Genomic DNA, 12,399 nt, shown 5'->3' with positions numbered 1-12,399 from the left:
GCGCCATTGAGCCGCTTTGGCATGGGAAATCCGCGGCCAAACAGGAATGTGGTCCTGCCCCGCCGCGGACTACGCTCATAACACCCAATTTCCGGCCTTATCGCAAAGCACTCCGGAGGGGAGAGGGAACGACAAGGACATCACCCGATCCCCAGCCGCTCCTTCAGCGGGCCGAGGAAGCGGCGGCTGACCGGGATGTTCTGGCCGCCGAGCGTCTGGATTTCCGCCAGACCGTTGTCGATCAGGCGGATTTCCCGGATGCGGTCGGGGTTGACCAGATATTGCCGATGGCAGCGCACCAACGGCGTGCGTTCCTGCAAGGTCAGCAGGGTCAGCTCGGTGAAGCGCTCCTCGCCATCGGCCCCGACGACGAAGACGCCGCTCGCCTTGGAGGCCACGCACTCCACCTCGTCCAGCTTCAGCAGGGAGATGCGGTTGTGGCCGGTGCAGGGGATCAGCCGCAGCGGAGCGGCGTCCTTCAGAACAGCGAGGTCCTGCGGCGCCCGCTCGCGGCGCAGCCGTTGCAGCGTCTTGGCCAGCCGGGCCGGGTCCGCCGGCTTCAGCAGATAATCGAAGGCGTGCTCCTCGAAGGCCTGGACGGCGTATTCGTCGTGGGCGGTCAGGAAGACGATGCGGGGCATCCGCTCCGGGTCGAGCATGCTCAGCATCTCCAGCCCGCTGACGCGCGGCATTTGGATGTCGAGGAAGACCACGTCGGGCGGCTGGCGGTTGATGGCGCCGATGGCCTCGATGGCGTTGGCGCATTCCCCAGCGACCTGGAGGTCGGGGAACTCCTCCAGAAGGCGCCGCAACTCCTCGCGGGCCAGCGGCTCGTCGTCCACGATCAGGACGGTCATCATGGCGCGGTCTCCGCGACGGCAGGGATGTCCAGGGGAAGGCGCAGGGTGATGCGGGTGAGGACGTCGGCCTCGCAGGCGACATCCACCCCGTAGCCGTCGCCGAAGCGGTTGCGGATGCGGCGGTCCACGATGGACATGCCCAGCCCGTCGCCGCCCGGACGCTCCTCATAGAGGCCGGCGTTGTCCTCCACCGCCAGCAGCAGGTCGCCGCCCTCCCGCCGCGCCGCGATTCGGACGTGGCCGGGGCCGAGAAGCTGCGAGGTGCCGTGCTTGATGGCGTTCTCCACCAGCGGCTGGAGCAGGAAGGCGGGAAGCCGGGCATGGCGCAGCTCGTCGGGCACGTCGATCTCCACCGACAGGCGCCCGGTGAAGCGCGCCAGCTCGATCTGGAGATAGGCGCTGACATGCTCCACCTCGTCGGCCACAGTGGCCTCCTGGCTGGGGCGCTTCAGGTTCTTGCGGAAGAAGACCGACAGGCTCTGCACGAGTTGGCGCGCCCGCTCCGGGTCGTTGCGGATGACCGCGGAGATGGTGTTCAGCGCGTTGAACAGGAAATGCGGGTTCACCTGCGCGTGCAGCAGCTTGATCTCCGACTGGGCGAGCAGCGCCTTCTGCTGTTCGTAGCGCCCGGCGAGGATCTGGCTGGACAGCAGCCGGGCGATGCCTTCCCCCAGCGTGCGGTTGATGGTGGAGAACAGCTTGGTCTTCGGCTCGTACAGCTTCACGGTGCCGATCACCCGGTCGTCCTCCCCGACCAGCGGGATCACCAGCGAGGCGCCCAGCCGGCAGTTCGGATGGATCGAGCATTTGTAGGACACCAGATTGCCGTCGGCGTAGAGCACCTGGTTGTTGGCGATGGCCTGATAGGTCTGGGGCGAGGTGATCGGCGTGCCCGGCAGATGGTGGTCGTCGCCGACGCCGATGAAGGCCAGCAGCTTGTCCCGGTCGGTGATGGCGACCGCGCCGACCCCCGTCTCCTCGTAGATGATGCGGGCGACCCGCATGCTGTTCTCTTCGTTGAAGCCCTGGCGCAGCACGCCGTCGGCCCGCGCGGCGATCTTCAGCGCCTTGGCGGAGAAGGCGCTGGACTGCTTGTCGATCAGGGCGCGGCGGTCCATCAGGATGCGCATGAACAGCCCCGCCCCCAGCGTGTTGGCGACGATCATCGGCAGCGCCACCACCTCCACCAGATGGACCGCCGCCGGGAAGGGCTTGGCCACCAGCAGGATGATCAGCATCTGCGCGATTTCCGCCACGAGGGTGACGGCGCCGACGCGCAGCGGGTCGAACAGCGGCTCGATGCGGCCCTGGCGGACGAAATGGCGGTGCACCAGACCGCCGATCAGCCCCTCCGTCACCGTGGAGATGGCGCAGGCCACCGCCGACATGCCGCCCAGCGAGTAGCGGTGCAGCCCGCCGGTGAAGCCGACCGCCAGCCCCACCGACGGCCCGCCCAGGATGCCGCTCAGCACGGCCCCGATGGCGCGGGTGTTGGCGATGGAATCGTCGATTTGCAACCCGAAATAGGTCCCCATGACGCAGAACATGGAGAAGATGACGTAGCAGGCCAGCTTGTGCGGCCAGCGCACGGTGAGGTGCATCACCGGCAGGAACAGCGGCGTCCGGCTGAGCATGTACGCGATAACCAGATACACGCACATCTGCTGGAGCAGCAGGAAGACGAGACTGAGATGCTCGACGGTCATGGAGGCGGGCGGCGAGTGGCGGGCGGCGGGGTTGCCGGTCCGCAGCCTACCCCCGCCCGCCATGCCGCGGTATGATTCCAATCAATGGATGCGGCCGGAGCCTCCGGGCCGCGGTGCGGTCGCTATGCGGCCAGCGCGCGGGCCTGTTCCGCCGTTGCCGGGACGATGCCGGTGTTGGCGGGTGGCAGGCGCAGGCGGCTCGCCAGCCCTTCCAGGGAATCGTGCAGGCGGCGGCAGGGGGTGCCGTCCTCCCCCGGCTCATAGATGCCGACGAAGGGCGCGCCCGGCTGGTTGGGGTCGAGATGCAGCTCGACGATGTGGGTGCGCGACGCGCAACCGCGGATCAGCGGATCGGCGGGGATCACCGTCCAGCCGCGCCGCAGGCAGCGTTCGGCCAGCCCTTCCAGATAGAGCGAGGCGGATGGAACGCGCTTCAGCGCCTTCAACTCGGCGATGAGCTGGCGGACGTTGTCCACCTGCTCCAGGAACAGGCCGGCGGCGTGATGCGTATCGCGGATCACCAGCTTCAGCATGGTTGAAACCTCCTCTGTGCGCACGGCTCCGTCACCCGTGGGGGCGCGTCGGCGGCCTTCGCGGCGCCGCGCCGATCGGGCGGAAGCCTGCGCGCGTTGTGCGTTCGGGCGGAAACCCTCGGGCGGGACGCGGTCCCGCTATTCGGCGGCGCCCAGATCGGTGTCGGCCATATCCGATTCGGGACGCTCGGCGACCGTCACGGGCGGTTCGGATGCGGGTTTGCGGTCGGGGTAGACGGCGGCAACCATGTTTTCCAGCCGTCGCCGCAGGGAGCGGTTCGGCTGGTCGGAGGGGCGGGCTTCGACGCGGACATTCACCACACCGTCCTCGATCATGCCCAGTTCGCCAGCGGCTTTCCGGGAAAGGTCGATCACCCGGCCTTTCACGTAGGGGCCGCGGTCGTTGATCACGACCTCCACGCTGCGCCCGTTGTCGGCGTTGGTCACCGTCACCCGGCTGCCCAGCGGAAGCCGGCGGGACGCGGCGGTCAGCCGGTTCTGGCTGAAGCGCTCTCCCGACGCCGTGGTCCGGCCATGGAAGAAATCGGCGTAATAGGACGCCTTCCCCTTGTGAACATAGACCGGTTCGATGTCCGGAGCGTCCGGCGCCGATGGTTCTTCGAACGCGATCTCCTGCGGCACCGGGTCCTGCGGCATTGGCGGGACGGAGGCGATCTGTGCACCGGTCGAGCATGCCCCAACAGAAACAGCACAAATGGCGAGCGCAACACAGCCATACCGCACTCTTTTTCTCCCCCGTTGTTGTTCTGCGGCAACGGTTGCGGAATCTCTCCATTCTGTCAATCCACGAATCCACGCCTATGCTGTGACAGGATTGCGTCTTAATATTCTTTAACGATTTTATTTTGATTTTATCGTGGCGAGTGAGGGGTGGGTCGTGAGTTTCATTTGCGGCGACTGTTCTCGATCTCCTTTTGCAAATCCTGCCAGTCATCCTCCCCGCGGAACCCGCCCCCATCGCAACCCCGCGAATGCGTGAAAGGAAATTCCCGGCATCGTCACAAAGCGCTGAAAATTCGTTGAAAAAATTCTTTCTTCGAATGTTGGGAGGGCTGACTGATCCATTGAAGGCCGGCAAGCTCTTGTCCATAAATACTGTCTGACTGAAAGACGAACGCTGATCGTTTTTGCCAAACATCATCGAAATTCGGAACGAATTTAGCGAAACACCGGTCCACCCAGACGGAGTGCGCGGACATGAGCGAGTTTCGTATTTCCCGCCCCGGCGAGAATGGAGACGGAATCGGCGACGATCGATCAGCCTTCGATGAGGACATTTCAGGCCCGGCGATGGAGACGGCCGGACGGACGACGGGGGGCGCCGGCGATCCGCTGTTCGTCCGAGCGTTCGACAGCGGGCGCCGCTGGGGCACACCGCCGGACGGTGCCGCGACGGCGCCCTACAGCCTGACCTACGGCTGGGTCGTGGACGCCGGCATCCGCTACGTTCCCGGCTTCCGACCCCTCAACGACAGCCAGAAGGCGATGGCGTTGCAGGCGATGGGGGAATGGAGCGCCGTCGCCAACCTCGCCTTCGTGGAAACGGCGGCGCCGATGACCGCCAACCTGCAATTCCACATGAGCCAGCTCGACGCCTTCGGCGCCTCCGGCATGGCCTACTACCCCAACCCGGCGGGCTCCTACATCTACCTCGACCCCGAATCGGCCGGTTACCGCACCTATGTGCACGAGATCGGCCACGCGCTGGGCCTGAAGCATCCCGGCGACTACAACGGCACGGGCGGCGGCACCCCGCCCTTCCTGCCGCCGGCCGAGGACAACCGGACCAACACGGTCATGTCCTATTACGGCGTCTGGCCCGGCGGGCTGGGAGTCTACGACGTCGCCGCGATCCAGCGCCTCTACGGCCCCAACCCCACCGTGCGCGCGGGCGATGACCTGTATCTCCTAACACCGGGCGCGCCGGGGCAATATCTCTGGGATGGCGGCGGCAACGACACCCTGTCCGCGGCGGGATCGGATGTTCCCGTCACCATCGACCTGACGGGCGGCTGGGGATGGTTTTCGGCGCAGGCCCCGTCGATCCTGACCCGGAACCAGGTCTTCGTCGGCTACGGCACCCGCATCGAGACCGTCATCGGGGGATCGGCGGGCGACCGGTTGACCGGCTCGGCCTTCGCCGACACGCTGATGGGCGCTGCGGGGGACGACACGCTGGCCGGCGGGGGCGACGACGATCGTCTCGACGGCGGAACCGGCGACGATACGGCTCTGTACGACTTTCCCTCCGCCAACGCTTTCGTGACCGGCGATCCGTCGGGAAGCGGAGCGGATCTGACCGTCATCGGGGCCGGCGGCACCGACCGGCTGCGCGGCGTCGAGCGGCTGGTCTTCGCCGACCGCACGGTCACCCGGCAGGAGGCCGCGGCCGCCCTGCCCCGCGCCGCGCCGGACCAGCGCGCCCTCGTTCAGGATGGCGCCATGAGCTACGAGGTGCGGATGGCCGCCTACTCTGGTCCGGTCGCCGGCCTGAAAAACCAGTTCGTGGGAACGGCATCCGGGGAGGCGGTCGTCGGCAGCGACCAAGGCGATTTCATGAATTTGCTCGGCGGGAACGACGCCGCGCAGGGCGGGGGCGGAGACGACGTGCTGGACGGCGGCGCGGGCTCCAACTTCCTGACTGGCGGAGCCGGCACGGACACCTTCTACCTCGACGGGCGGGGTGAGGGCGTCGCATGGTCCACCGTCACTGATCTGCAACCGGCGGAATGGGCCATCGCCTGGGGCTGGACGGACGCCGTCTCCCGGTTGACCTGGGAGGATCTGGCGGGCGCCACCGGCCATCAGGGGGCCACGGCAAGGCTCGACCTGGACGGCGACGGCGGCACTGATCTCAGCCTGACCTTCGGCGGACAGACGCCCGGCGGGCTGCTCGCCATGCCCGGCCAAGTCGGGACCGACAGCTACCTTGCCTTCCGGATCGGCTGACCGCTTTCCGCAATTCGAAAAAGCGGCCAATCCGAAGGCCGTGCCGCGTCGATCCTGCCGCATCCTCGGCGGCAGCGCTGAGCAAGGAATATGGGGGACCCACGATCATGAAGCAGGTGATGTTCGTTGAACTCGGCATGGGTGCCGATCTGCATGGGCAGGACGTGACGAAGGCCGCCGTGCGCGCCGTGCGCAACGCCATCGAGCGCAACTCCATGCCCGGCATGCGCGCGCTGGTCGATGGCGACACCAGCCGGATGCAGGTCCGCGTCCATCTCGCCGTTCCTGCGGACGCCGACCGACTGGACCTGGAGGCCGTGCGGGCCGTCTTCCCCTATGGTCAGGTATCCTTCAACGTGGTGTCGGGCGGCATGCTGGCGCCCAGCGGCATCTTCCTGGCCGACAAGAACGACCGCAACGAGATGATCTACATCGTCAACGCCGCGGTGGAGGTCGGCGTCTGAGCTTTGGCGCTTGAGTCCGGAGCGGTTGCCCCCGCCCCCCGTTTCGTGCCAGCGTCGGGGCATGAAGCGCGCGCTCCGAACCGCCCTGATCGCCGTCGGCATCCTGGCCGGCGGCCTCGTCACCCTGACCGTGGGGGTGGTGGCCGCCCTGCCGGTGATCGCCGACCACATCCCGCTGGAACTGTCGCGAGTCGTGATGAGCGACGGCCGGCGGCAGGTGGAGATGCAGGGCATGGTCCATGTCGCAAAGCCGGATTTCTACAGCGGCATCGCCCGGCACATCGCCCAGCGGCGCCAGGACGGCTGGCTGGTCTTCTACGAGGAGGTCCGTCCCGACGACGCCTCCAACCCCGCCGGGGTGGCCGACGTGTTGCGCCGGCTGGGCGCGGACTGGAATCCGGACAGCAAGCAGCATCCCTATGAGATGATGGCGAGCCTGCTCGGCGACGGGCTGGTGCTTCAGGACAACCGCGCCCTGATCGGCCCGCCGGGGCCGGACGCCCGCAACGTCGACGTCACCCTGTCGCAGCTGCTGGCCGCCCTGCCACCCGACGCCCCGGACGACGCCGATCCGGAGACCATCGATCTGGCGCAGCTCCGGGACGAGTACAACACGTTGCCGGGCTGGGTGCAGCGGCGCGTCCAGGCGGCCATCCGCATCATGCTGGCCGCCACCGCGTCGGGCTCCATGGTGCGCGAGGCCCTGCCGCCCGCGCTGACCACCCTGCGCGAGGACAAGGTGGTGGCGGCGATCAAGGCCGAGCCGGACCGCAACATCCTGATCCTCTACGGTCAGGTTCACATCGGCCACATCCAGACCATGCTGAAGGAGGCCGACGGCCGGTGGCGGACGGACTCGTCGCAGGCGATCCAGGCGTTCTGAGCCCTCCCGTCGCCGGATTTCAGATCACCAGATTTTGCGGGCGAGATCCTCGCCGCGGGCGGTCAACTCCTCGAACCGGCGGCGGGCGTCGCCCTCGGCGCTCCAATCGCCGGGAGCGACGACGGCTTCGGCGGCGTCCGGGCGATCCGGCGCGCTGGGACGGTCGCCCGCCTCCCCATGGAGACCGTAGACTTGGCCGTCGCGCGCTTCGATCACGGCGTAGCAACCGTCCCGCTCGACAAGCCGGAAGCTGCCATGTTCCGACACGGTCCGGACGTTGGGCATCGCAATCTCCCCTTGCGGTTCACATCTCACGCCGTGAACAACCGGCGTGCCGCCCGTTTGTCGCATAGCAGCAATATAGCACTTTATGGGTGCAAATGAGAGTCGTTCGCACTATACAGGAAGGAAGTCAGCCGCAAAGAAGTTCGAACCGCCAATGCTCACTGCGCTTCACACCCGTTCCATCGCTGCGATGGCCGCCGCCGGCACCTTCCTGTCGAGCGGAGTTGGCTGGGCGCAGGGCGTCCCCGCAACCAACGGCGGCGCTCCCGCGGCACCGGCTTCCATGGCGGCTTCCATGGCGGCACCCATGGCGGCTCCTGCCGCCGACACGCTGGCGGCACCGCTGGCGGCACCGGACGCCGCGGCTGGAGCGGCCGCCGGGCTGGAGCATGTGACCGCCGCGACGGCGACGCTGCCGCACGACCTGTCCCCCTGGGGCATGTTCATGGCGGCGAGCCCGGTGGTGCAGGCGGTGATGATCGGGCTGGCGCTGGCCTCGGTGGCGACCTGGACCATCTTCCTCGCCAAGTCGGTGGAACTGTCGAAGGCCAAGCGCAAGGCGCGGGCCTCCCTGGCGGCGCTGGAGCAGGCGCGTTCGCTGACCCAGGCGGCCGAGAGCATCGGCTTCGAGAAGACCCCGGCCACCGCTTTCCTGCGCGCCGTGATCGCCGAGGCGCACCAGTCCGCCGACGCCCCCTCGCAGGAGGGTCTGAAGGAGCGCGCGGCCTCCCGCCTGGAGCGGATCGAGGCGGCGGAGGGGCGGCGCATGATGCGCGGCACCGGCATCCTCGCCAGCATCGGCTCCACGGCACCCTTCGTCGGGCTGTTCGGCACGGTGTGGGGCATCATGGTCAGCTTCATCGGCATCGCCAAGTCGCAGACGACCAACCTCGCCGTGGTGGCGCCGGGCATCGCCGAAGCGCTGCTGGCGACGGCCATCGGCCTCGTCGCGGCCATTCCGGCGGTGGTCATCTACAACGGCTTCGCCCGCTCCATCGGCGGCTACCGCGCCCAGCTCGGCGACTCGTCGGCGGCGGTGCTGCGGCTGCTGAGCCGCGACATGGATCGCCGCGCCCTGCCGCGCACCGTGTCCAAGGCGGCGGAGTAAGGCCATGGCGGCGCGTCTGGACGACGGCGACGATCTCACCGAGTCGCACGACATCAACGTCACGCCCTTCATCGACGTGATGCTCGTGCTGCTCATCATCTTCATGGTGGCGGCCCCGCTGGCGACGGTGGACGTGCCGGTGGACCTGCCGGCCTCCACCGCCCAGCCGCAGCCGCGGCCTGACAAACCCCTGTTCCTGACCATCCAGGCGGACAAAAGCCTGTCGGTGGGCGACACGCCGGTGGCGCGGGAGTCCCTGGCGGCGGCGCTGGACGGGGTGACGAACGGCGACAAGGGCGCCCGCGTCTTCCTGCGCGCCGACCGCAGCGTGGACTACGGCGCGCTGACCGAGGTGATGAACGCGCTGCGCGCCGCCGGCTATCTGAAGATCGCCCTGGTCGGGCTGGAAGGCGCGGCTGCGAAATGAGCGTGGCGACCTTCGATCCCAACGACCTGCCGGACGGTGAGGAGCGCACGGCACCCACCCTGGCGCGCTGGGGCGGCAGTCTGGTGGTCGTGCTGGGCGCCCATGCCCTTCTGGCGCTCGCCGCGCTGTCCTGGCATGTCGCGATGGAGGAAGCTCCGGCCGCGCCGCCGGCGGTGATGCTCGACCTGCCGCCGATGCCGGAAACGCCGGCCGCGGAACCGCCGCCGACATTGGAATCGATGCTCCCCGAACCGGAGCTGCCGCCCGAGCCGGTGATCGAGCCGGAACCGGAACCCGAGCCCATTCCCGAGATCGCCCCGGAGCCGCCCCCGCCCGTCCCGGCGGAGGTCGCCCTGCCGGAGCCGCCGCCCAAGCCGAAGCCCAAGCCCAAGGAAGAGCCCAAGCCGAAGCCCAAGGCCGAACCACCGAAGCCGCGCCCGCAGCCGCAGACGCCCCCGAAGCCGGTGACGGAAGCCCCGGCCAACGCCGCCCCCGCCGCCGCCCCGCCCGCGGGTGCCCCGGCGCCGGCGGCGCCGGTGGTGCGCAACAGCAACGCGCTGCCCACGTGGCACGGCGCCGTGCTCGGCCATCTGGAACGCTACAAGCGCTATCCCCGCATCGCCCAGATGCGGCGCCAGCAGGGCGTTCCGCAGGTTCACATCACCCTCGACCGGCAGGGCCGGGTGCTGGCGGTGCGGCTGCACAAGGGCTCCGGCTTCGAGGCGCTGGACGAGGAAACGATCGCTCTGGTCGAACGCGCCTCCCCGCTCCCGGCCCCGCCGCCGGACGTGGCGCAGGACCGCATGGAGCTGGTGGTGCCGGTGCAGTATTTCCTGCGCTGAACCGGCGCACGCTTCGACCGCTCAAGCGTCGGAGCGATGGATGCGCATCACGGTGTGTGCATCCAGAGGCGCATGAGTTCCGGGACCGTGCGAATGTCGAGTTTGCTGAGAATGTTCGCCCGGTGCGTCTCCACCGTGCGGACGCCGATCCCGAGGCGGATCGCGATGGCCTTGTTGGCGCAGCCCTCCACCATCAGCGCCGCGACATCCCGTTCGCGGGGGCTGAGAAGGGCCAGCTTCGCCAGGGCGGACTCCGCGGCGGAGCGGTCCCGGCGCTGGTGGGCGTCGCGCTGCAAGGCCTCGTGGATGCGGCGCAGGAAAACACCGTCGTCGAATGGCTTTTCCAGGAAATCGACGGCTCCGGACCGGAAGGCGGTGACGGCGGAACTCACCTCGCCATGGGCGGTGATGATGATGACCGGCAGGCCCCAGCCGCGCCGGGACAGTTCCTCCTGAAGCTCCAGCCCGTCCATGAAGGGCATGCGGAGGTCGGCCACCACGCAACCCGGCTGCTCCGGGCTGTAGCGGTGCAGGAATTCCAGCGCGTTGACGAAGGTGCGCACGGACAGGCCGGCCACTTCGACGAGGACGGAAAGCGCGTCACGGACCGCCTCGTCGTCGTCGATGATGAAGACGGTCGGTTCGCCGGTGAGGGATCTATCGGTCTGGGTCATGGGACGGCCGGGTGTCTGGACGGGCTGCGGGCAGAAATACCTGGAACACGGAACCGGTCGCACCGGTGCGCCCGAGCGACAGCCGGCCGCCGTGGCTTTCGACAATCGAGCGGCAAATGGGCAAGCCGAGCCCCATGCCCGCCGGCTTCGTGGTGGCGAACGGCGAGTACAGATGGTCGACCATGCCCGCCGACACGCCGGGGCCGCTGTCCTCAACCTCGAAGGTCAGGCCGTCCGGCGGCGCGGCCCGGACACGCAGGACGACCTCGCGCACCGGGCTGTCGGCCGCAGCGATGGCCTCGATGCTGTTGTGCACGAGGTTGAGGAGAACCTGCTCGATCTGGATGCGGTCGCACAGCACGAGGGGAAGCGGCTCCGCCATGTCCACCCGAAGCTGGACCCGGTTGTAGGCCGCGTCCCCCCGCACCAGCGTCAGCGTCTCCCGCAGGATTTCGCTGGCCGATTCCGGCGCCAGCTGTAGCGACCCCTTGCTCAGGAAGGTGCGCAGCCCGCGAATGACCTCGCCCGCGCGTTCCGCCTGGATCACCGCCTTGTCGATGAGGTCGTGGGCGCGCGGCGGCGTGTCGTCGCCTTCCAGCAGGCGCTGGGCGGCGCGCGCGTAGCTGATGGCGGCCAGCAACGGCTGATTCAGCTCGTGGGCCAGGGCGGACGCCATCTCCCCCGTCACCGTGAGGCGGGAGAGATGGGCCAACTCGGTCTGGTGTTCGCGCAGCCGGACCTCGATCTCGCGCCGCTCGCTGACCAGGGCGCCGAGGAACAGGGCCGTGATGGCCAGGGCGAGCATCAGCGTCTGATGATAGACCACCGCGCCCAGGGGAAGGCCGATCGCCTGCAACCCGGCGATCAGCCCGCTCTGAATGGCCAGGGCCGCCAGCACCGCGCCCGGCAGGCCATGCGACACGGCCACCCAGACAAGGGGCAGGAACAGGACGTAGAACAGGTTGAACTGACCGTCGCCGATGGGCAGGAAGACCAGCAGCAGGGCCGCGGCGATGGCGGCCGTCTGGGCGGCGGTGGGGGTCTTCGGCACGCTCCAGGCGGGCGTCTTGTCCGGCCGGTGCAGAAGGAGGACGAAGGGCGTGACCACGGCGATTCCGATGGCGTCTCCCAGCCAGTATTGGAACGCCAGCGTCGGCAGGTCGGCCGCGGGCAAGGCCCCGTCCAGGACGAACACGCCGACGAAGACGGGCGCTACGACGGCGGCGCTCAGGAAGGTGACGCCGACCAGCCAGCCGACATCGCGCACCCGGTTCAACGCCAGACCGATCGCCACCCGGTGGCGCAGCACATGGGCGGCGACCCCGTACCCGGCGACGATGGCGAGGTTCGAGAGCAGCAGCGAGGAGACCGAGGCCGGATGCCCCCGCACCACCAGATCGGCCAGGATCAGCGTGGCGTAGACCATCGGCAGGCCGCGCGCGCCGGTCCACAGCAGAAGGGCCATGTAGAGCCCCGCCGGCGGGTTCCACGGCGTGATGTTGAGGCTCGGGCGCGGGTGGATGAAGGTCAGCCAGTCGATGGGCAGATAGGCCGCCAGGAAGGCGAGCGACAGCAGAACCATGTCCCGGCCGGTCAGGATGGTCGGCGCTCCCGTCGCACGGCTGGCGGGCGGAAAAGGCATCTCAA

At 68.6% G+C, this 12,399-nt stretch carries 13 protein-coding genes; 6 read left to right on the top strand and 7 right to left on the bottom strand.

Translation table 11 applies throughout. From position 1 onward, the window contains the following. Positions 1 to 140: 140 nt before the first annotated feature. The 4 genes from btsR to JJL56_RS11830 all read right to left on the bottom strand — a co-directional run bounded on the left by btsR (position 141) and on the right by JJL56_RS11830 (position 3,756). Positions 141 to 860, bottom strand: a complete 720-nt coding sequence (gene btsR, locus JJL56_RS11845) for a two-component system response regulator BtsR (protein WP_145624440.1) — start codon at positions 858 to 860, stop codon at positions 141 to 143. Continuing rightward, positions 857 to 2,566 (bottom strand): sensor histidine kinase, encoded by a 1,710-nt coding sequence (locus tag JJL56_RS11840; RefSeq protein ID WP_145624920.1) that lies wholly within the window; start codon positions 2,564 to 2,566, stop codon positions 857 to 859. The genes btsR and JJL56_RS11840 overlap by 4 nt, the downstream gene beginning before the upstream one ends. Before the next feature lie 122 nt (positions 2,567 to 2,688). Further along, positions 2,689 to 3,099, bottom strand: a complete 411-nt coding sequence (locus tag JJL56_RS11835; protein ID WP_200485225.1) for a hypothetical protein — start codon at positions 3,097 to 3,099, stop codon at positions 2,689 to 2,691. Positions 3,100 to 3,237: 138 nt separating this feature from the next. Further along, positions 3,238 to 3,756, bottom strand: coding sequence for a septal ring lytic transglycosylase RlpA family protein (locus tag JJL56_RS11830; RefSeq protein WP_145624444.1), 519 nt, complete (start codon positions 3,754 to 3,756; stop codon positions 3,238 to 3,240). Between the two features lie 561 nt (positions 3,757 to 4,317). On the opposite strand from JJL56_RS11830, the gene JJL56_RS33665 reads away from it, so the two are divergent. The 3 genes from JJL56_RS33665 to JJL56_RS11815 all read left to right on the top strand — a co-directional run bounded on the left by JJL56_RS33665 (position 4,318) and on the right by JJL56_RS11815 (position 7,416). Further along, complete coding sequence (locus JJL56_RS33665) at positions 4,318 to 6,069, top strand: M10 family metallopeptidase (RefSeq protein ID WP_200485224.1); 1,752 nt, start codon at positions 4,318 to 4,320, stop codon at positions 6,067 to 6,069. Between the two features lie 107 nt (positions 6,070 to 6,176). Next, positions 6,177 to 6,533, top strand: a complete 357-nt coding sequence (locus JJL56_RS11820) for a Lin0512 family protein (protein ID WP_014241764.1) — start codon at positions 6,177 to 6,179, stop codon at positions 6,531 to 6,533. Positions 6,534 to 6,594: 61 nt separating this feature from the next. Beyond that, positions 6,595 to 7,416, top strand: coding sequence for a hypothetical protein (locus JJL56_RS11815; protein ID WP_200485223.1), 822 nt, complete (start codon positions 6,595 to 6,597; stop codon positions 7,414 to 7,416). Between the two features lie 24 nt (positions 7,417 to 7,440). On the opposite strand, the gene JJL56_RS11810 is transcribed toward JJL56_RS11815, so the two are convergent. Beyond that, the gene (locus tag JJL56_RS11810; RefSeq protein WP_145624450.1) at positions 7,441 to 7,701 is read right to left on the bottom strand and encodes a hypothetical protein; all 261 of its coding nucleotides are present in this window, start codon (positions 7,699 to 7,701) and stop codon (positions 7,441 to 7,443) included. Positions 7,702 to 7,855: 154 nt separating this feature from the next. On the opposite strand from JJL56_RS11810, the gene exbB reads away from it, so the two are divergent. From exbB to JJL56_RS11795, 3 genes are read left to right on the top strand one after another with little or no spacing between them, the layout of a single operon-like run. After that, positions 7,856 to 8,809, top strand: coding sequence for a tonB-system energizer ExbB (exbB, locus tag JJL56_RS11805; RefSeq protein ID WP_247891038.1), 954 nt, complete (start codon positions 7,856 to 7,858; stop codon positions 8,807 to 8,809). A gap of 4 nt (positions 8,810 to 8,813) precedes the next feature. Next, positions 8,814 to 9,236, top strand: coding sequence for a TonB system transport protein ExbD (exbD, locus tag JJL56_RS11800; protein ID WP_014241770.1), 423 nt, complete (start codon positions 8,814 to 8,816; stop codon positions 9,234 to 9,236). A 2-nt stretch (positions 9,237 to 9,238) separates the two neighbouring features. Continuing rightward, on the top strand, positions 9,239 to 10,078 hold the full coding sequence (locus JJL56_RS11795; RefSeq protein ID WP_345772567.1) for an energy transducer TonB: 840 nt from the start codon (positions 9,239 to 9,241) through the stop codon (positions 10,076 to 10,078). Positions 10,079 to 10,125: 47 nt separating this feature from the next. Here the strand turns inward: JJL56_RS11795 and JJL56_RS11790 are convergent, their stop codons facing one another. Together JJL56_RS11790 and JJL56_RS11785 are read right to left on the bottom strand one after the other, a co-directional pair. Next, entirely contained in the window at positions 10,126 to 10,752 is a 627-nt protein-coding gene (locus JJL56_RS11790) for a response regulator transcription factor (RefSeq protein ID WP_200485221.1), read from the bottom strand. After that, positions 10,736 to 12,394 carry an ATP-binding protein gene (locus JJL56_RS11785; RefSeq protein ID WP_247890530.1) on the bottom strand — a complete coding sequence of 553 codons (1,659 nt, stop codon included), beginning with the start codon at positions 12,392 to 12,394 and terminating at the stop codon, positions 10,736 to 10,738. The genes JJL56_RS11790 and JJL56_RS11785 overlap by 17 nt, the downstream gene beginning before the upstream one ends. Between the last annotated feature and the right edge of the window lie 5 nt (positions 12,395 to 12,399).

Source organism: Azospirillum aestuarii, assembly GCF_016632405.1.
Lineage (GTDB): Bacteria > Pseudomonadota > Alphaproteobacteria > Azospirillales > Azospirillaceae > Azospirillum > Azospirillum aestuarii.
The sequence above is the reverse complement of the archived record's forward strand: the minus strand, read 5'-3'. Positions and strand labels throughout refer to the sequence as shown.

Bases quoted from the DNA above. Each gene is read 5' to 3' on its own strand.
- JJL56_RS11835 (WP_200485225.1), bottom strand. From the start codon at position 3,099: ATGCTGAAGCTGGTGATCCGCGATACGCATCACGCCGCCGGCCTGTTC.
- JJL56_RS11820 (WP_014241764.1), top strand. From the start codon at position 6,177: ATGAAGCAGGTGATGTTCGTTGAACTCGGCATGGGTGCCGATCTGCAT.
- exbB (WP_247891038.1), top strand. From the start codon at position 7,856: ATGCTCACTGCGCTTCACACCCGTTCCATCGCTGCGATGGCCGCCGCC.
- JJL56_RS11810 (WP_145624450.1), bottom strand. From the start codon at position 7,701: ATGCCCAACGTCCGGACCGTGTCGGAACATGGCAGCTTCCGGCTTGTC.
- JJL56_RS11785 (WP_247890530.1), bottom strand. From the start codon at position 12,394: ATGCCTTTTCCGCCCGCCAGCCGTGCGACGGGAGCGCCGACCATCCTG.
- btsR (WP_145624440.1), bottom strand. From the start codon at position 860: ATGATGACCGTCCTGATCGTGGACGACGAGCCGCTGGCCCGCGAGGAG.
- JJL56_RS11815 (WP_200485223.1), top strand. From the start codon at position 6,595: ATGAAGCGCGCGCTCCGAACCGCCCTGATCGCCGTCGGCATCCTGGCC.
- JJL56_RS11840 (WP_145624920.1), bottom strand. From the start codon at position 2,566: ATGACCGTCGAGCATCTCAGTCTCGTCTTCCTGCTGCTCCAGCAGATG.
- JJL56_RS11830 (WP_145624444.1), bottom strand. From the start codon at position 3,756: ATGCCGCAGGACCCGGTGCCGCAGGAGATCGCGTTCGAAGAACCATCG.
- exbD (WP_014241770.1), top strand. From the start codon at position 8,814: ATGGCGGCGCGTCTGGACGACGGCGACGATCTCACCGAGTCGCACGAC.
- JJL56_RS33665 (WP_200485224.1), top strand. From the start codon at position 4,318: ATGAGCGAGTTTCGTATTTCCCGCCCCGGCGAGAATGGAGACGGAATC.
- JJL56_RS11790 (WP_200485221.1), bottom strand. From the start codon at position 10,752: ATGACCCAGACCGATAGATCCCTCACCGGCGAACCGACCGTCTTCATC.